Consider the following 17,599-nt stretch of genomic DNA (forward strand, 5'->3'; position numbering starts at 1 on the left):
AGCTCCACTCCCCACTTCCGGAGACCCCGGAATCCCTGGAGAACCAAGGAGACTTCATGCGACTTCGCATCCGCGGCCAAGGCGCCCGCAGCAGCCGGGGCACCGGCGGCCGAGGCCCCCGCAGCGGCAGACGCACCGCCGCGCTCGCCACCCTGCTCGCCCTCGCCCTCGCGGCCCCGGTCTCGGCGACGGCCACCGACGCCACCGCCGACAGCGCGGCGAAACCCGCCGCCTCGGCGGACGACATCCGCCAGTACGAGATCCATCTGCACTCGACGGCCGAGGACCGCACCGCGCTCCAGCGGGCCGGTGTCTCCGTGGACGAGGTCCACGGGCACGGCGTGGTCGTCTCCGGCCGCGCGGACCAGATCCGCAAGCTGCGGCAACTCGGGTACGACGTCACGGCGCTGAACGCCGTGCCCGACCGGTCCGGCGCGGCGGACGACGTCCGGCTCTACGACTTCCCGTCGGCCGACTCGCGCTACCACAACTACGCGGAGATGACGAACGAGATCAACTCGATCGTCGCGGCCAACCCGTCCATCGCCGGCCAGCGCACCATCGGCACCTCCTACCAGGGCCGCAACATCGTCGCGATCAAGATCAGCGACAACGTCTCCGCGGACGAGTCCGAGCCGGAGGTGCTGTTCACCCACCACCAGCACGCCCGCGAGCACCTGACCGTCGAGATGGCGCTCTACCTGCTGCGCGAGCTGACCTCCGACTACGGCACCGACTCCCGGGTCACCAGCATGGTGAACAACCGCGAGATATGGATCATCCCGGACCTCAACCCGGACGGCGGAGAGTACGACATCGCGTCCGGCTCCTACCGCTCCTGGCGCAAGAACCGGCAGCCCAACTCCGGTTCGTCGTACGTCGGCACGGACCTCAACCGGAACTGGAACTACCGCTGGGGCTGCTGCGGCGGCTCCTCCGGGTCGACGTCCTCCGAGACCTACCGGGGTTCGGCACCGGAGTCCGCGAAGGAGGTCAAGGTCGTCTCCGACTTCGTGCGCAGCCGGGTCGTCGGCGGGAAGCAGCAGATCACGGCGGGCATCGACTTCCACACCTACAGCGAGCTGGTGCTGTGGCCGTTCGGCTACACCTACTCCGACACCACCACCGGCATGACCGCCGACGACCGCAACGCGTTCGCGACCGTCGGGCAGAAGATGGCCGCCAGCAACGGCTACACCCCGCAGCAGTCCAGCGACCTGTACATCACCGACGGGTCGATCGACGACTACCTCTGGGGTGTGCACAAGATCTTCGGATACACCTTCGAGATGTATCCGAGGTCCAGTTCGGGAGGCGGGTTCTACCCGCCCGACGAGGTGATCGAGCGGGAGACCTCACGGAACCGGGACGCGGTCCTGCACCTGCTGGAGAACGCGGACTGCATGTACCGGTCGATCGGCAAGGAAGCCCAGTACTGCTAGGCGTCCTTGCTCTCCTCCGGTTCCTCGCCGTCCTCGAAGTAGGCGTCCAGCACCGCGTCGAGCTGTGACTCCCACTCCGTGAAGCGCGCCCTGGCCGGCGCCTCGATCTCGATCGGGTACCAGCGCCGGTCAGGGGTGTGCACCGTGACGGTGAACCGCTTGCCGAAGCGGGCCGTCTCCGTCTCCACCGCGCCGATCTCGTCCCAGCGGAACTCGCAGGCCTCCTCGTCGAGGCTGAGCCGGACGCCGCGCGCGTCGGCGACGATCCGGGCGCGCCGGTCGGCGGCCTCGAAGACGGGGCCGTCGACGGGGGTTTCCTCCTCCTCCGGCACTGCCTCCGCCTCGGCTTCCTCGGGGAGGGCCGGCTCCTCCGGGGCTTCCTCCGCGACGGCCGTCTCCTCCGTTTCGACGGTCGCCGTCTCCTCCGGCTCGCCGGGGCGCGGGCCCGTGATGCCGGGGACGAACGCCGGGTCCGCCGCGGCGCCTTGCAGGGGCTGAATGATGGGTCCTATGCGCTGCTCCACGGCGGAAGTATGGACGACGGAGCTGTGCGCGCGACAGCCAGGCTCTCCGGTACGGCCGTGTTCCTACACGAAGAGGCTCAGGACCGCCGCCACCGCGAATCCGGCCAGCGACAGCACCGACTCCAGCACGGTCCAGGTCTTCAGGGTCTCCCGCTCGCTGATCCCGAAGTACTTGGCGACGATCCAGAAGCCGCCGTCGTTCACGTGCGAGGCGAAGATGGAGCCCGCCGAGACGGCCATGATGACCAGCGCGACGAAGGCCTGGGAGTGGTCGCCCTCGGCGAGCAGCGGGGCGACGATGCCGGCCGTGGTGACGATGGCGACGGTGGCCGAACCCTGGGCGACGCGCAGCACCAGCGAGATCAGGTACGACAGCACGAGCACCGGCAGGCCGACGTCGTTGAAGGTGTCCGACAGGGCCTGGGCGACTCCGCTGGCCTTGAGGACGGCGCCGAAGACTCCGCCCGCGCCGACCACCAGCAGGATGTTGCCGACCGGCTTCAGAGAAGACGTCGACACCGTCTCCAGGGACTTGCGGGACCAGCCGCGGCGGACACCGAGGACGTAGTAGGCCAGGAGCAGGGCGAGGGTGAGGGCCACGAACGGGTGGCCGAAGAACTCGATGACCGAGCGCGGGGTGGAGGGGTCCAGCGCGATCGAGGAGAAGGTGGCGGCGAGGATCAGGATCAGCGGCGTGCCGATGATGGCGAGGACCGTGCCGAGCGCGACGGGCTGTTCGCGCGGGGCGCGCTGCTCGTCCAGTACGGCCCGCTTGGCCTCCTCCGCGGCCTCCACCATGTCCTGCGGCACGGGCACGAAGAGGCGGCGGCCGATCCACGCGGAGAACGCCCAGGCGGCCAGCACCGCCGGGATGCCGCAGACGACGCCCATCAGGATGACCCAGCCGAGGTCCACGTGGAGCAGGCCCGCGGCGGCCACCGGGCCGGGGTGCGGGGGCAGGAAGGCGTGGGTCATGGACAGGCCCGCGAGCAGCGGCAGGCAGTACAGCAGGATCGACTTGCCGGAGCGCTTGGCGGCGGCGTAGACGATCGGCGCGAGGACGAAGATGCCGACGTCGAAGAAGACCGGGATGCCGAAGATGAGGCCGGTCAGGCCCATGGCGAGCGGGGCGCGCCGCTCGCCGAAGAGGTTCAGCAGGCGGGAGGCCAGCACCTCGGCGCCGCCGCTGACTTCGAGGATCGCGCCGAGCATGGTGCCCAGGCCGATGATGATGGCGACATGGCCGAGGATGCCGCCCATGCCGGACTCGATGGTGGAGACGGCGTCGGAGCGCTGGACGGTGCCGAAGAGTTCGGTGACGGACAGGCCGGCCATGAGGCCGACGGCTATGGAGACGGCGAGCAGGGCGACGAACGGCTGGAGCCGCGCCTTGATGATGAGGAACAGCAGCAGGGCGATGCCGAGGGCGGCGACCGTCAGCAGCCCGGCCGTGCCGTCGATCAGGAGCAGCAGTCCGCCGGTGTGGGGCGGGGTCTCGGCGGGGCGGGGGCGGCGAGCGGAAAGGACATACGGGCGGTCCTCTACGTGAATGCGGTAAATGCATACGGCTTTCGGACAGGGGGGAGCGCGGCGCGGCGCGCCGGGGGGCGCCGCGCCGTAGGGGCGTACGAGGGGGGAAGGCCGGGTCAGCCGAGGACGGCGAGGGCGTCGATCTCGATGAGGAGGCCGGCGGGCAGGCCGACGTAGACCGTCGTGCGGGCGGCCGGGGGCTGGGTGAGGCCCTGCTCCTCGAAGTAGGTGTTGTAGAGGTCGTTCATCTCGGCGAAGTGGTCGACGTCCGTGAGGTAGACGCGGATCATCATCACGTCGTCCCAGCTCGCGCCGCCCTCCTCCAGGATCGCCTTGACGTTGGCGAGGGTCTGGAGGGTCTGCTCGCGCAGGGTGGGGCCGGCGGGCGTCGGGGGCTTGCCCTCCTCGGCGGGGAGGAAGCCGACCTGGCCGGCGACCTGGAGGATGTTGCCCTTCCTCACACCGTGCGAGAACTTCGCGGGCGGGGTGGTGTGGGTCGTGGGGGTGAGCGCGGTCTTCTCGGTCATGCGGTGCCCTTCGTGGTGGTTCTGCCGGAGTACTCGCCGCTGATGTCCTCCGCGGTACGGCGGACCAGCGGGAGCAGGCTGAGGAGTTCGTCGGCGGTGACGACGACGTTCGGCGCGGAGACCGACATCGCGGCGACGACCCGGCCGTCGGCGCCGCGGACGGGTGCGGCGACGCAGTTGATGGACTCCTCGTGGCCACCGAGGTCGGTGGCCCAGCCCTGTTCTCGCGCCTTGGCGAGTTCCTTCAGGAAGGACTCGGCGTTCGGTGTCGAACGGGACGTGTACATGGGGTAGTCGAGCTTGTCGGCCACGGCCCGCCGCTCGTGCTCGGGCAGGTCGGCGAGGAGCAGCTTGGCGACCGCGGCGACGGTGATGGCGACCGGCTTGCCGATCCGGGAGTACATGCGGACCGGGTAGCGGCTCTCCACCTTGTCGATGTAGAGGACCTCGTTGTCCTCGTGGACGGCGAGGTGGACGGTGTGCCCGCACTGTTCGTTGAGGCGGACCAGGTGGGGGTGGGCGATCTCCCGGATGTCCAGGTTCTCCATGGCCTCCTGGGCGAGGGCGAAGAGCCGGGCGCCGAGGCGGTAGCGCTGGTCCGACTGGCGGTAGACGAGGCCGTGTTCGTGGAGGGTGCGCAGCAGGCGCAGCGCGGTGGACTTGTGCACGCCGAGGCGGTCGGCGACCTGACCGAGGTCGGCGGGTCCCTCGGCGAGCAGCGGCAGGATGCTCAGCGCGCGGTCGACGGTCTGGCTCATGGCGTACGTACCTCCTCCTCGGCCCTTTCCGTGGCGGCTGTCCAGCCGGGGCCGAGTCGAAGTCTCCCCCACGCGGTGTCGTCGAGGGCGGCGAGCCGGTCGGCGTGGTCGCGGGCGGGGGGCGCCGCGAGGTCGCCGGGAACGGTGAGGGCGGCGGCGGCCCACAGGTGGCCGTGGCGCAGCCGCGCCCGCGGGGGCAGGCCGCGCAGGGTGGCGGAGAGGAACCCGGCGGCGAAGGCGTCTCCGGCGCCCGTCGTCGCCACGACGTCGACGGTGAGGGCCGGGACGAAGACGCCGGGCGACTGCCCGGGGTTCCCTCCGAACAGCGTGGCGCCCCGCGCGCCCTCCTTCACCACCAGGTGAGCGGGCTCCGGGAGCAGCGCCCGGACGGCTTCCGGGCCGCCCGTGACGCCCCAGGCCTCCTCGGCCTCGTCCTCCCCGACGAACACGAGGTCGGCCGCCCGGGCCAGTTCCAGCAGCACCCCGGCGCCTTCATCGTCCCGCCACAGCCGGGAGCGGTGGTTGACGTCGAAGGACACGAGCGGGCGGCCGGGACCGGGCGCGGTCAGGTCGCGCAGCAGGCCGAGGCAGTCGGCGGACAGGGCCGCGGTGATGCCGGACAGGTGCAGGACTCGGCCCGCGCGGGCGGCCGGCAGGTCGATGCCGGCCGGGCTCATCGCGGACGCCGCCGAGCCGGCGCGGTAGTACGCCACCTCGTGGGCGTCCGTGGCGCGGTCGCCGGACGTGCGGAAGTAGACGCCGGTCGGGCGGTCGGGGTCGCGCCGTACGGACGTGACGTCGACGCCGTACGACCCGATCGTCTCCACCAGGTGGTCGCCGAACCCGTCGTCCCCCACCCGGCTCACCCACCGCACGGAATGTCCCGCGGCGGCGAGCATGCAGGCGACGTTGGACTCGGCGCCGCCGATGGACCGGTCGAAGGAGGGAACATCGGCGAGACGGCCCGGACGGGTGGGCAGAAAGGTGACCATGGACTCGCCGAGCGCGACGACGTCCACGGCGGCGGGGGTGGCGCACGGTCCGGTGGCGGTCACGGTCGTCGTAGCTCCTCGGCGTCGTACGGGTGTCGGCGGCTTTCGTTGACCCCGCGTTGGCCGAGATGTTAGACAGCGGTAAGCGATATACGCAATGGACGTTGCAAAACATGCAACGCACCTGATCAGGGAGGCTCCATGAGTAGCGAAGCCCTCGCCCGACTCGCCGAGGAACGCGTCGACCACCGCTTCCGGGGCCTCCCGCCGGACGCCGACGGGCTCACCGTCGGCGAGCTGGCGGCCCAGCGCCGCAACCTCTTCACCGGCGGCTTCACCACCCCCGTCCTCGCGCTGTCCGCCGAGCACCTGGAGCACAACCTGCGGCTGATGGCGGAGTACACCGCCCGCCACGGTCTGGTCTTCGCGCCGCACGGCAAGACGTCGATGGCGCCACAGCTGTTCGCCCGGCAGATAGCGCACGGCGCCGTGGGCATCACCCTCGCGGTACCGCACCAGATGCGGGTGGCGCGGGCCTTCGGGGTGGAGCGGATCTTCCTGGCGAACGAGCTGGTCGACCCGGTGGCCCTGCGCTGGATCGCCGCCGAGCTGGCCGCCGACGACGACTTCAAGTTCATCTGCTACGTCGACTCGGTGCGCGGTGTGGAGCTGATGGAGGCGGCCCTGGCGGACGTCCCGGTCCCCCGCCGCCTGGACGTGGTCGTGGAGCTGGCCGCCGGTGAGGGGGCCCGCACGGGGGTGCGCACCGAGGCGGAGGCCGCGCGGGTCGCGGACGCGGTGCTCGGCACCCGGGCGCTGCGGCTGGCCGGGGTCGCCGGGTACGAGGGCGAGGTGCCGCGGGCGACACCGGAGCGGGTGCGGGCGTGGCTGGGCCGGCTGGTCTCGCTGGCCGTGGAGTTCGACAAGGCGGGCCGGTTCGCCGGGCTGCACGAGATCGTGGTGAGCGCGGGCGGCAGCGCCTGGTTCGACACGGTGGCGGAGGTGTTCGCGCGGATCCCGGACCTGTCGGCGCCGGTCCTGAAGCTGCTGCGCTCGGGCGCGTACGTCTCGCACGACGACGGCCACTACCGGAAGCTGACCCCGTTCACCCGGATCCCGGAGGAGGGCGCGCTGGAGCCCGCGTTCCGTCTGTGGACCCAGGTCGTCTCCCGCCCGACCCCCGAGCAGGCCTTCGTCAACGCGGGCAAGCGGGACGCCGCGTACGACCTCCACCTGCCGTTCGCCCAGGTGGTCCGCCGGGACGGGGTGGAGCGCCCGGCCACCGGGATCGAGGTCACCGGGCTGTCCGACCAGCACGCCTGGCTGCGCACCTCCCCCGAGGCGGATGTGCAGGTGGGCGACTGGCTGGGTCTCGGGCTGTCCCACCCGTGCACCGTGTTCGACAAGTGGCAGCTGATTCCGGTGGCCGAGGCGGACGGCACGGTCGTCGACTACATCCGTACGTACTTCTAGGGGGTACGGCGGTGGAAGATCTCGTCATCCGGGACGCGGACGTCGTCGACGGCACCGGTGCCCCCTCCTACCGCGCCGACGTGGTCGTGGACGGCGGGCGGATCGTGTCGATCGTCAAGGAGGCCGCGGCGGCGGGCTGCCAGCGCCCGTCCGCCGTGCGCGAGCTGGACGCCGGGGGCCTGGTCCTCTCCCCCGGCTTCATCGACATGCACGCGCACAGTGACCTCGCCCTGCTGCGCGACCCCGACCACAGCGCCAAGGCGGCGCAGGGCGTCACGCTGGAGGTGATCGGCCAGGACGGCCTGTCGTACGCGCCGGTCGACGACCGTACGCTCGCCGAGGTCCGCCGGGCGATCACCGGATGGAACGGCTCCGGTGACGACATCGACTTCGACTGGCGGTCGGTCGGCGAATACCTGGACCGGCTGGACCGGGGCATCGCGGTCAACGCCGCCTATCTGATCCCCCAGGGCACGGTCCGCGCCCTCGCCGTCGGCTGGGAGGACCGGGAGGCCGGCCCGGCCGAGCTGGACCGGATGCGGCAGCTCGTCGCCGAGGGGCTGGAGCAGGGCGCGGTCGGCATGTCGTCGGGGCTCACGTACACGCCGGGCATGTACGCGAAGGACGCCGAACTGACCGAGCTGTGCCGGGTGGTGGCGTCGTACGGCGGCTACTACTGCCCGCACCACCGCTCCTACGGGGCGGGGGCGCTGGAGGCGTACGAGGAGATGGTGGCGCTCGCCCGGGAGGCGGGCTGCGCGCTGCACCTGGCGCACGCCACCATGAACTTCGGCGTGAACAAGGGCCGCGCGCCCGAGCTGCTGGCCCTCCTGGACGACGCGCTCGCCGGCGGCGCCGACCTCAGCCTCGACACCTACCCGTACACCCCCGGCTGCACCACCCTCGCCGCGCTGCTGCCGAGCTGGGCGAGCGAGGGCGGTCCTGAGGCGGTCCTGAGGCGGCTGACGGACCCGGGGACGGCGGAGCGGATCCGGCACCACATGGAGGTGATCGGCGCGGACGGCTGCCACGGCGTGCCGGTGGAGTGGGACACGATCGAGATCTCCGGCGTCACCGATCCGGCGCTCGCCGGGTACGTGGGCCGTACGGTCCTGGAGTCGGCGCGGGCGCGCGGCGAGGAGCCGTGGGCGGTCGCGCACCGCCTGCTGGTGGCGGACCGCCTCGGCCCCACGATCCTCCAGCACGTCGGACACGAGGAGAACGTCCGGGCGATCATGCGCCACCGCGTGCACACCGGCGGCTCCGACGGCATCCTCCAGGGTGCCAAGCCGCACCCGCGCGCCTACGGCACCTTCCCGCACTACCTGGGGCACTACGTCCGCGAGCTGGGCGTGCTGTCGCTGGAGGAGTGCGTCGCGCACCTCACCGCCCGCCCGGCGGCCCGGCTGCGGCTGCCGGACCGGGGCGTGGTGCGCGAGGGGTACCGGGCCGACCTGGTGCTGTTCGACCCGGCCACCGTGGCGGCCGGGTCGACGTACGACCGTCCGCGCACCCTGCCGGCCGGCATCCCGTACGTCCTGGTGGACGGCCGGTTCGTGATCGACGGCGGGCGGCGGACGGACGTCCTGGCGGGTCGCTCGGTCCGCCGCACCCCGGTGTGAGCGGTTACGGCTTGGGCAGGGTGCAGCCGCTCGCGTACAGGTCGAGCTTGCTGTCGAGGCCGAAGCAGGCGGCGAACTGGTAGGTCTGCTGGGCGTAGTTGATGCCCTGGCGGACGGTGACGTTGCCGTTCGCGTCGACCTCGCACGGGTTGTTGACCGTGCAGCGCTCGCCGCTCTCGTTGCCGGTGTTGTTCACGGCGACGACCCGGCCGGTGGCCTGGTCGACGACCGGGGAGCCGGAGGTGCCGCCGATGGTGTCGCAGGCGGAGGTGTAGCGGACGGAGTCCTTCCAGGTCCAGTCGCCCTCGCGCATCCGGTACACGAAGCCGTCTATGGAGCAGTTGTAGATGCGCTTCCAGTACCCGGAGACGACACTGATCGCGGTTCCGGCGACCGGGTGGGTGTCGTTGAGGGTGAGCGCGTTGATGCCGTAGGAGCTGCGGATCTGCCCGTAGGTGCGGGTGAGCTGGTAGACCGCCGCGTCGGTGTCGGTCATGGTCGCGTAGGCGATCTTGCTGGCGCGCAGGGTCGCCACCCGGGTGCCGGCGGAGTTCAGCAGGCCGAAGGAACGGGTGGAGGCCCGGTCGACGATCACCTCGCCGGGCTCCGGGAAGCCGGACTCCAGACAGTGGCCGTTGGTCAGCACCAGCGCCGGGTCGTCGTCGGCGGAGTCCGGCATGCGGACGACCGAGCCGGAGCAGTTGCTGAGCGCCACGGTCCCGGCGAAGTTCACCGCCTTGACGGCGGGTGCCGCCTCGGCGTCCGGCATGGCCGCGACGGCGGGTGCCGCGCCCGCCCCGGTGATCACCAGGGCCGCGAGCGTGGCCAGGAGAGGCTTCTTCATGTGGGGATCCCCTCTGGTACGACGGGGCGACCGGAGGTCGTCCGGCCGCCCGCTGTCTTGTCATGCGCATTGTTAATGCGGAGGCGGGAGGGGACAAGGAGGTGTTTTTGGCCCGCCCGTGGCGGGTTTTCGCTCGTACGCCCGCGCCGCGTGAGCGCTACTTGGGCCGCTTGGTGTTACCGACGCCGTGCCCCGGCCTGCCGTTGGCGTTGCCCGGGTCGCCGTCCGGGAGGGCAGCGGTCGGAGTCGGGCCCGACGTGGCCGTGGGCGCGGTCGCGGGCGCCTCGGTCACGGGGGTTTCGGAGCCCTCCTCGGCGGGGCTCGGCGGGGCGGAGCCGGAGGAGCCGGAGAAGGCCGTTGCCGCGGAGGCGGAGGAGGCCGACGAGGCGGTGGAGGCGGCCGGGGCGGTGCCGCCGGTCGCCGCGGCGGGTGCGGCCGTCGGGCCGCCGCCACCGCCGTCGTCGGGACCGGCACCGGCCGCGTCCGCGCCCGTGCCCGACGGCGCCCCCGCGCCGGGGCCGTCCGCCGACGGGCTCGTCCGGCTCTTCTCCCCCTGCGTCCCGCCGCCGGAGGGCGAGGACCCGGAGAAGGAGAACCCGGCGATCAGCGCCACCGCGGCCACCGCGCCCACCGCGCCGGCGGCCACCAGGGCCCGCCGTCGCCCAGGGCCGGGCTTGCGCCGGGAACCCCCGGCGCGCCGGGCCCCGGGGGCGGTCACCGGCGACAGCTCGCGGGTCTCGTCGTAGGCGTTCTGCCAGCCGTGCGCCGTCGCCGGGTCGGCGTACTCCTCGTAGGCCGGGATCTGCTCCGGTCGCGGCTGCGGCTGGTACACCATCGGCGGACGCTCGTGGTCACCCGTTCTGGGGGGCTCGGACATGGCCGCGCATTCTAGGGAATGGAGTGACTCCAGGGACAGCGTCGGCTCATATCCGCCCAAACCACACGTCTCACGTGTCGGAAAACACGACCCGCTGAGCCACACGCGGCCGTAAGCTCCCAGGCATGCAGGTGATCCAGTCGACCAAGCTCGCCAACGTCTGTTACGAGATCCGGGGCCCGGTGCTCGAGGAGGCGATGCGGCTTGAGGCGGCGGGCCACCGCATCCTCAAGCTGAACACCGGCAATCCGGCCGCCTTCGGCTTCGAGTGCCCGCCGGAGATCCTGGAGGACATCCTCCGCAACGTCTCCACGGCACACGGCTACGGCGACGCCAAGGGCCTGCTGGCCGCCCGCCGGGCCGTCGTCATGCACAACCAGACCCTCGGCATCGAGACGGACGTCGAGCACGTCTTCATCGGCAACGGCGTCTCCGAGCTGATCGTGATGGCGATGCAGGGGCTGCTCGACGACGGCGACGAGGTGCTCGTCCCGGCGCCGGACTACCCGCTGTGGACCGCCGCCGTCTCGCTGTCCGGCGGCACGGCCGTGCACTACCGCTGCGACGAGCGGTCCGACTGGATGCCCGACCTCGCCGACGTCGAGCGCAAGGTGACCGACCGCACCAAGGCGATCGTCATCATCAACCCGAACAACCCGACGGGCGCGGTCTACGACGAGTCCATGGTGCGGGGGCTGACCGACATCGCCCGCCGGCACAACCTGCTGATCTGCTCCGACGAGATCTACGACAAGATCCTCTACGACGGCGCCACGCACACCCCGACCGCCGCCGTCGCCCCCGACCTGCTCACCCTCACCTTCAACGGCATGTCGAAGGCGTACCGGGTGGCCGGCTACCGGGTGGGCTGGATGTCGATCTCCGGCCCGCGCGCCCACGCCGACTCCTACATCGAGGGCCTGACGATCCTGGCGAACATGCGGCTGTGCGCCAACATGCCGGGCCAGCACGGGGTGGTCGCCGCGCTCAGCGGGCGCCAGACGATCAACGACCTGGTGCTGCCGGGCGGGCGCCTGAAGGAGCAGCTGGACGTCGCGTACGAGATGCTGACGCAGATCCCGGGCGTGAGCTGCGTCCGCCCCAAGGGCGCGCTCTATCTCTTCCCGCGCCTCGACCCGCAGGTCTTCAAGATCAAGGACGACCGGCGGATGGTCCTGGACCTGCTCCGGCAGGAGAAGATCATGGTCGTCCAGGGCACGGGCTTCAACTGGCCGGAGCCGGACCACTTCCGGGTGGTGACGCTGCCGTCGGCGGGCGACCTGCGGGACGCGATCGGACGGATCGGGAACTTCCTGGACGGCTACAGCCAGCCGTGACGGCCTCGGGCCGGAACCGGTCCCGCCTTTCGGGATCATGCTCAACTTTAGAACGGATCCAATGTAGGATGGCTTCTGTCAGAGCACAGGAGGCCGTCCCATGTACGAACCGATCCGCACCAAGTCGGTCCACACGATGGCCGGCGCCCCGGACTTCCCCCACCGGTCCCGTGAGGAAGAGCTGGACATCCAGCTCGCGGGTCATCTCGCGGCACTGCTCGCCGTCACCGACGAGCTGCGCGCGCTGACCCCGTCCGGCGACCTGGACACCGCGGCCGCACGGCTCGCGGAGCAGGTCGCCCGGCTGCGCGGCGGGCAGGCGCCGGTCCGTTCCGTGGTGAGCCCGGTCTCCGAGCCGCACCTCGCCGCGCTGCATCAGCGTGCCCACACGCTGGCCGGGCGGGCGCTGGTGGTCGCGGCCTCCCGTGCGGACACCGCCGCCGCGATCCTCGCCGCCGAGCGGATGGACGCGCACGCGGAGGCCCTTGGGCCGCGCGAGATGGCGGCCGGCTGAGCCCTACGTCCGAGCAGGGCTCCCCTTGATCGGCCCCGGTCCGCGTGCACCCGCAGCGACGCGCGGACCGGGTTGCCACAGCACTGCGTCGGCCTGAGCTGATTCTCGCCGTGGGGCACGGGGCGGGCCGCGACGGCGGGTCGTGGGTGGCCGGTCGCGCGGTTCCCCGCGCCCCTCAGGGAGTGTCAGTGCCCTCCTTCCGGCTGCTTCAGCGGCGGACGAACACCGTCGCCGACGCCGTCGAGGCCGTGTGCAGATCGTCGCCCGGCCAGCTGACCGTATAGGTCACCTCCCGGCGCGTGCGGGGGATGTCGCTGATGGTGAAGGTGCCGTCCGCGGCGACCGTCACCGGGGTGAGGGTGCCGCTGCCCAGGCGGTCGGTGCGCTCCACGGAGAGCACCGCGCGCTCCGGCAGCGCCTTGCCCTGGGCGGTGAACGTGCCGGTGATCCGGATGCCGCCGCCGAGCGTCGCCTCCGCCGGAGCGGTGAGCGCGATCGAGCTGGCCGCCTTGCCGACGGAGACGGTGTGGGTGACGTCCGCGGCGGGACGGTGGGTCAGGTCGCCGAGGAACGAGACCGTGTAGGTGGCGTCGCCGACCAGGCCGGGCTCGTCGAGGACGGTGTAGGTGCCGTCCTCCCGGACGGTGAAGGTGCCCAGCTCGCGGGTGCCGCCCGCGTCGGTGCGGGTGGCCGTCACCTTCAGCGGCTGCGCCGGGGCCGGGCCGTCGACCTCCAGTCGCCCGCGCACCGCCAGCGGCTCGCCCGCCACCGCCTGGGCGGGGCTGTGCGAGAGGCCGCCGGTGAAGCGGGCGTCGTACTGGACGGCCGGGGGCTGGATGACGTGCAGCCAGTACTGGCTTCCGGTGGCGTTGGTGGTGACCGTGAACAGCCGGGAGCCGTCCGCGGACCACTCCATGCCGCGCGGCACGACCCGGTCGCCGTCGAGGCTGCCCTCGAAGACGAATTCCAGCGGGGTGGTGGCGTCGTTCGGATCGGCCGGCTGGACCAGCAGGTCGGGGGTCGAGCCGGAGGCGGCGGCGCCCCGCGCGATGTACTTCCCGTCGCCGCTGAAGGCGACCGCGCTGGCGGCGGCCCCGGCGGGCAGCGGCTGGTAGCCGGCCGCCGCGTCCGACAGGTCGCCGCTGTTCAGCAGCCGGGTGCCGGCGGACGCGTCGGCGAGCGCGACCTTGCCGCCGTCGGCGGACAGCGCCATGTCCTTCAGGTTCAGGGCGCCCTTGCCGTCGCTGTCGGCGAAGCGGCGCGCGGCGTTACGGACCAGGGTGCCGCCGCTGGTGTCGAACACGGTGACGAACGGGTTGGGCGCCTTGGTGTTGAGCGACTGGCCCATGAGCATCCGGTCCCCGGCGCCGGCCTCCAGCAGCAGATCGCCGGAGTCGTTCCAGCCGGTGCGGGCGTACGCGCCGTTGACGATGCCGTCGAGATGGGTGGTGGCGGTGGGGCAGTCGGAGGTGTACTGAGCCTGCGGCGCCGTCATGTAGAGCTGGCCGCCGGACTCGGCGATCTCGCGGCCGCAGGTGTCGGAGGAGGCGTTCGCGGCGAACGTGCGCTGGTAGGTGACGGTGTCGTAGGCCTCGACGCGCTCGCGCAGGCCGACCCACAGCTTGCTGCCGTCGGCACTGACCGAGAGCCCGGAGACGTGCTGCTGGCTGGTGGTGATGGTGGTGAGGCGCTCGCCGTCGAAGTTGTACACGGCGATGGTGCCCGAGTTGAGGTAGTAGCCGACATTGCTGTCCGCCACGAAGACGCGCTGGTGCACGTTGTCGACGGCCAGCGCCGAGAACGACGCGATCGGCAGCTTGGCCACGACGTCGGAGGCCGCCGCGTGCGCCGCGGGTGCGACGGCGACGGCGAGGCCGGTTCCGGCGAGTGCGGTGACGAGAGCGGTCGCCGCGAGGCGTCCGGAACGGTGTGCTGTATTCAACTGTGCCCCCCACAGGCTGCTTTGAGCGCCCCTCAGGGATCTGTGAGACGCCTGTAAAGAGCATGAAACAGCGGTGAAGATCGGAGACGCAAGGGGCGACACGCGGGGGCGCCCGCCTGAAGGAGACCCGCGGGCGCAGACACCGAAGCCCCGCACGCCGTTGTGCGGGGCTTCGGTGCCGTGACGATGTCACCGCGGCCGGCCGTGACGATGTAGCTGGTCAGGGCACAGTCGGTTCCAGCCGGCCGCGGGGTCTCCAGGTGGGCTCAGCCCAGGCGCTCCACGAGGGCGCGGTACTCGTCCCACAGCTCCTTGGGCGTGTGGTCGCCGAAGGTGTTCAGGTGCTCGGGGACCAGGGCGGCCTCCTCGCGCCACACCTCCTTGTCGACCGTCAGCAGGAACTCCAGGTCGGAGTCGGACAGGTCGAGCCCGTCGGTGTCCAGCGCGTCCTTGGTCGGCAGGATGCCGATCGGGGTCTCGACGCCCTCGGCGTTGCCGTCCAGACGCTCCACGATCCACTTCAGGACACGGGAGTTCTCGCCGAAGCCGGGCCAGACGAACCTGCCCTCGCCGTCCTTGCGGAACCAGTTGACGTAGTAGATCTTCGGCAGCTTGGACTGGTCCTTGTCCTTGGCCACGTCGATCCAGTGGGCCATGTAGTCGCCCATGTTGTAGCCGCAGAACGGCAGCATCGCGAACGGGTCGCGACGCAGCTCGCCGACCTTGCCCTCGGCGGCGGCGGTCTTCTCGGAGGCCACGTTGGCGCCGAGGAAGACGCCGTGGTTCCAGTCGAAGGACTCCGTCACCAGCGGGACGGCCGTGGCGCGGCGCCCGCCGAAGAGGATCGCGGAGATCGGCACGCCCTTGGGGTCCTCCCACTCGGGCGCGATGATCGGGCACTGCGAGGCGGGCACGGTGAAGCGGGCGTTCGGGTGGGCCGCCGGGGTCTGCGACTCCGGGGTCCAGTCGTTGCCCTTCCAGTCGGTGAGGTGGGCCGGGGTCTCCTCCGTCATGCCCTCCCACCACACGTCGTTGTCGTCGGTGAGGGCGACGTTGGTGAAGACCGAGTTGCCCCACAGGGTCTTCATCGCGTTGGCGTTGGTGTGCTCGCCGGTGCCGGGCGCGACGCCGAAGAAGCCGGCCTCGGGGTTGATGGCGTACAGCCGCCCGTCCTCGGCGAAGCGCATCCAGGCGATGTCGTCACCGATGGTCTCGACCGTCCAGCCGGAGATCGTGGGCTCCAGCATGGCCAGGTTGGTCTTGCCGCAGGCGGACGGGAAGGCGGCGGCCACGTACTTCGGCTCGCCCTGCGGCGGGGTGAGCTTGAGGACCAGCATGTGCTCGGCGAGCCAGCCCTCGTCGCGCGCCATGACGGAGGCGATGCGCAGGGCGTAGCACTTCTTGCCGAGCAGGGCGTTGCCGCCGTAGCCGGAGCCGTAGGACCAGATCTCACGGGTCTCGGGGAAGTGCGAGATGTACTTGGTCCGGTTGCAGGGCCAGGGGACGTCCTCCTGGCCGGGCTCCAGCGGGGCACCCAGGGTATGGACGGCCTTCACGAAGAAGCCGTCGTCGCCCAGTTCGTCGAGGACGGCCTGGCCCATGCGGGTCATGGTGCGCATGGCGACGGCGACGTACGCGGAGTCGGTGATCTCGACGCCGATCGCGGACAGCGGCGAGCCGAGCGGGCCCATGCAGAAGGGCACGACGTACATGGTGCGGCCGCGCATGGAGCCGCGGAACAGGCCGCCTTCGCCGCCGGAACCCTGGAAGATCTCCCGCATCTCGGCGGGGGCCTTCCAGTGGTTGGTGGGGCCGGCGTCCTCCTCCTTCTCGGAGCAGATGAAGGTCCGGTCCTCGACGCGGGCGACGTCGGTGGGGTCGGAGGCGGCGTAGTAGGAGTTCGGGCGCTTGACGGGGTCGAGTTTCCGGAAGGTGCCCTTCTGGACGAGCTCTTCGCACAGTCGCTCGTACTCGGCCTCGGATCCGTCGCACCAGACCACGTCGTCCGGCTGGGTCAGTGCCGCGATCTCGTCGACCCACGAGATCAGTTCCTGGTGGTTGGTCGGGCTGACGGTGGTGGGAGCCGCGTTGTCGCGCGCCACGATCGCTCCTAAATGAGGGTTTTTGTCCTGTCTGCCCCGTGGGGGCCGCGACCCGGATGCTTCGTAGCCGCTCATCCGGTGCCGACCGCACTCATTTGATCATCCGAGGTGGCCGCGCATTTGTCCAGAGGGCCGCACACCTGAGCGCCGTGAGGAACGCCACGTCCTGCGGCTTTCGCCGTGATTCTTTGCGTACGCCTTGGGTTCGGCTGACCTTTTCTTGGCGATCCACTTGAGTGGTCGCACGCGGTCACCGTGGGACTCTGATCCGTCACTTACGACTCCGTAGGTACGATGCCCCGCATGACTGCGTCCGCCTCCGATGCGCACACGCACACGCCGGTCGCCGACCGTGGTTCCGTGGCGCGCCATCTGCCACACCCGTCCCTGCCGGACTCCGTCAAGCCGAAGCTCCGGGGCTGGCTGCACCTCGGCATGTTCCCCGCGGCGCTGGTCGCGGGCCTGGTGCTGACGGCCCTCGCGGACTCGACGCGCGGTCGCGTGGCGTGCGGTGTCTACGCGCTGACGGCGTGTCTGCTCTTCGGGGTGAGCGCGCTCTACCACCGGGGCAACTGGAGCCCCCGGATGGACGGCGTGCTGCGCCGCCTGGATCACGCCAACATCTTCCTGATCATCGCGGGCACCTACACCCCACTGACCGTGCTGCTGCTGCCGGGCGGCACGGGCCGATGGCTGCTGTGGGGCATCTGGGCCGCGGCCCTGGCCGGCATCGCCTTCCGGGTCTTCTGGGTCGGCGCCCCGCGCTGGCTGTACACGCCGTGCTACATCGCGATGGGCTGGGCGGCCGTCTTCTTCCTGCCCGACTTCCTGCGCACGGGCGGCGTCGCCGTCCTCACCCTGGTGGTCGTCGGCGGGATCCTCTACAGCCTGGGCGGAGTCGTCTACGGCATCAAGCACCCGAACCCGTCACCGCGCTGGTTCGGTTTCCACGAGGTCTTCCACGCCCTCACGCTGGCAGCGTTCATCGCCCACTACGTCGGCATCTCCCTGGTGGCGTATCAGCACGCGTAGGGAACCGCCCCCCACCTTCGGGCCACGGCTTGCGAGCCGTGGCCCTTTTTCATGCCCGACACCGCCGGCACGCATTGACAGTC

General features: G+C 71.4%; 14 protein-coding genes and 1 pseudogene. 6 read left to right on the top strand and 9 right to left on the bottom strand.

Translation table 11 applies throughout. The annotated features are described in order from the left end of the window. Positions 1-56: 56 nt before the first annotated feature. Positions 57-1,442 (top strand): M14 family metallopeptidase, encoded by a 1,386-nt coding sequence (locus VE614_RS27155; protein WP_324942612.1) that lies wholly within the window; start codon positions 57-59, stop codon positions 1,440-1,442. On the opposite strand, the gene VE614_RS27160 is transcribed toward VE614_RS27155, so the two are convergent. The 5 genes and pseudogenes from VE614_RS27160 to VE614_RS27180 form a co-directional block, all read right to left on the bottom strand. Then, positions 1,439-1,966, bottom strand: coding sequence for a hypothetical protein (locus VE614_RS27160; protein ID WP_324942616.1), 528 nt, complete (start codon positions 1,964-1,966; stop codon positions 1,439-1,441). The genes VE614_RS27155 and VE614_RS27160 overlap by 4 nt on opposite strands. Before the next feature lie 63 nt (positions 1,967-2,029). Continuing rightward, a pseudogene (locus VE614_RS27165) lies at positions 2,030-3,495 on the bottom strand (GntP family permease). Between the two features lie 117 nt (positions 3,496-3,612). Continuing rightward, entirely contained in the window at positions 3,613-4,023 is a 411-nt protein-coding gene (locus VE614_RS27170) for a RidA family protein (RefSeq protein WP_073932203.1), read from the bottom strand. Then, on the bottom strand, positions 4,020-4,781 hold the full coding sequence (locus VE614_RS27175; RefSeq protein ID WP_324942622.1) for an IclR family transcriptional regulator: 762 nt from the start codon (positions 4,779-4,781) through the stop codon (positions 4,020-4,022). Before VE614_RS27175 ends, VE614_RS27170 begins: the two co-directional genes overlap by 4 nt. Then, on the bottom strand, positions 4,778-5,836 hold the full coding sequence (locus tag VE614_RS27180; RefSeq protein ID WP_324942625.1) for a sugar kinase: 1,059 nt from the start codon (positions 5,834-5,836) through the stop codon (positions 4,778-4,780). The genes VE614_RS27175 and VE614_RS27180 overlap by 4 nt, the downstream gene beginning before the upstream one ends. 138 nt (positions 5,837-5,974) lie before the next feature. Between VE614_RS27180 and VE614_RS27185 the strand changes: the two genes are divergently transcribed. Together VE614_RS27185 and VE614_RS27190 are read left to right on the top strand one after the other, a co-directional pair. After that, positions 5,975-7,246 (top strand): amino acid deaminase, encoded by a 1,272-nt coding sequence (locus VE614_RS27185; protein WP_324942628.1) that lies wholly within the window; start codon positions 5,975-5,977, stop codon positions 7,244-7,246. An 11-nt stretch (positions 7,247-7,257) separates the two neighbouring features. After that, the gene (locus VE614_RS27190; protein ID WP_324942631.1) at positions 7,258-8,868 is read left to right on the top strand and encodes a D-aminoacylase; all 1,611 of its coding nucleotides are present in this window, start codon (positions 7,258-7,260) and stop codon (positions 8,866-8,868) included. Between the two features lie 4 nt (positions 8,869-8,872). Here VE614_RS27190 and VE614_RS27195 read toward each other — a convergent pair whose 3' ends face one another. Together VE614_RS27195 and VE614_RS27200 are read right to left on the bottom strand one after the other, a co-directional pair. Beyond that, positions 8,873-9,712, bottom strand: coding sequence for a serine protease (locus VE614_RS27195; protein ID WP_324942634.1), 840 nt, complete (start codon positions 9,710-9,712; stop codon positions 8,873-8,875). Between the two features lie 157 nt (positions 9,713-9,869). Continuing rightward, positions 9,870-10,589 carry a hypothetical protein gene (locus tag VE614_RS27200; protein ID WP_324942637.1) on the bottom strand — a complete coding sequence of 240 codons (720 nt, stop codon included), beginning with the start codon at positions 10,587-10,589 and terminating at the stop codon, positions 9,870-9,872. 125 nt (positions 10,590-10,714) lie between these two features. On the opposite strand from VE614_RS27200, the gene VE614_RS27205 reads away from it, so the two are divergent. Both VE614_RS27205 and VE614_RS27210 read left to right on the top strand, forming a co-directional pair. After that, positions 10,715-11,926, top strand: a complete 1,212-nt coding sequence (locus VE614_RS27205; RefSeq protein WP_324942639.1) for a pyridoxal phosphate-dependent aminotransferase — start codon at positions 10,715-10,717, stop codon at positions 11,924-11,926. Between the two features lie 100 nt (positions 11,927-12,026). Next, a complete protein-coding gene (locus VE614_RS27210) occupies positions 12,027-12,440 on the top strand; it encodes a hypothetical protein (protein WP_324942643.1) in 414 nt (137 codons plus the stop codon). A 208-nt stretch (positions 12,441-12,648) separates the two neighbouring features. Here the strand turns inward: VE614_RS27210 and VE614_RS27215 are convergent, their stop codons facing one another. Then, a complete protein-coding gene (locus tag VE614_RS27215; protein WP_324942646.1) occupies positions 12,649-14,382 on the bottom strand; it encodes an Ig-like domain repeat protein in 1,734 nt (577 codons plus the stop codon). A gap of 266 nt (positions 14,383-14,648) precedes the next feature. Continuing rightward, complete coding sequence (locus VE614_RS27220; protein ID WP_324942649.1) at positions 14,649-16,484, bottom strand: phosphoenolpyruvate carboxykinase (GTP); 1,836 nt, start codon at positions 16,482-16,484, stop codon at positions 14,649-14,651. 303 nt (positions 16,485-16,787) lie between these two features. Between VE614_RS27220 and trhA the strand changes: the two genes are divergently transcribed. Continuing rightward, entirely contained in the window at positions 16,788-17,516 is a 729-nt protein-coding gene (trhA, locus tag VE614_RS27225) for a PAQR family membrane homeostasis protein TrhA (RefSeq protein WP_324942652.1), read from the top strand. Positions 17,517-17,599: the final 83 nt, after the last annotated feature.

The sequence above is a fragment of the Streptomyces sp. genome, assembly GCF_035645055.1.
Lineage (GTDB): Bacteria > Actinomycetota > Actinomycetes > Streptomycetales > Streptomycetaceae > Streptomyces.

Coding starts and splice junctions, on each gene's coding strand:
- VE614_RS27170 (WP_073932203.1), bottom strand. CDS start 4,023: ATGACCGAGAAGACCGCGCTCACCCCCACGACCCACACCACCCCGCCC.
- VE614_RS27155 (WP_324942612.1), top strand. CDS start 57: ATGCGACTTCGCATCCGCGGCCAAGGCGCCCGCAGCAGCCGGGGCACC.
- VE614_RS27185 (WP_324942628.1), top strand. CDS start 5,975: ATGAGTAGCGAAGCCCTCGCCCGACTCGCCGAGGAACGCGTCGACCAC.
- VE614_RS27200 (WP_324942637.1), bottom strand. CDS start 10,589: ATGTCCGAGCCCCCCAGAACGGGTGACCACGAGCGTCCGCCGATGGTG.
- VE614_RS27195 (WP_324942634.1), bottom strand. CDS start 9,712: ATGAAGAAGCCTCTCCTGGCCACGCTCGCGGCCCTGGTGATCACCGGG.
- VE614_RS27210 (WP_324942643.1), top strand. CDS start 12,027: ATGTACGAACCGATCCGCACCAAGTCGGTCCACACGATGGCCGGCGCC.
- VE614_RS27205 (WP_324942639.1), top strand. CDS start 10,715: ATGCAGGTGATCCAGTCGACCAAGCTCGCCAACGTCTGTTACGAGATC.
- VE614_RS27175 (WP_324942622.1), bottom strand. CDS start 4,781: ATGAGCCAGACCGTCGACCGCGCGCTGAGCATCCTGCCGCTGCTCGCC.
- trhA (WP_324942652.1), top strand. CDS start 16,788: ATGACTGCGTCCGCCTCCGATGCGCACACGCACACGCCGGTCGCCGAC.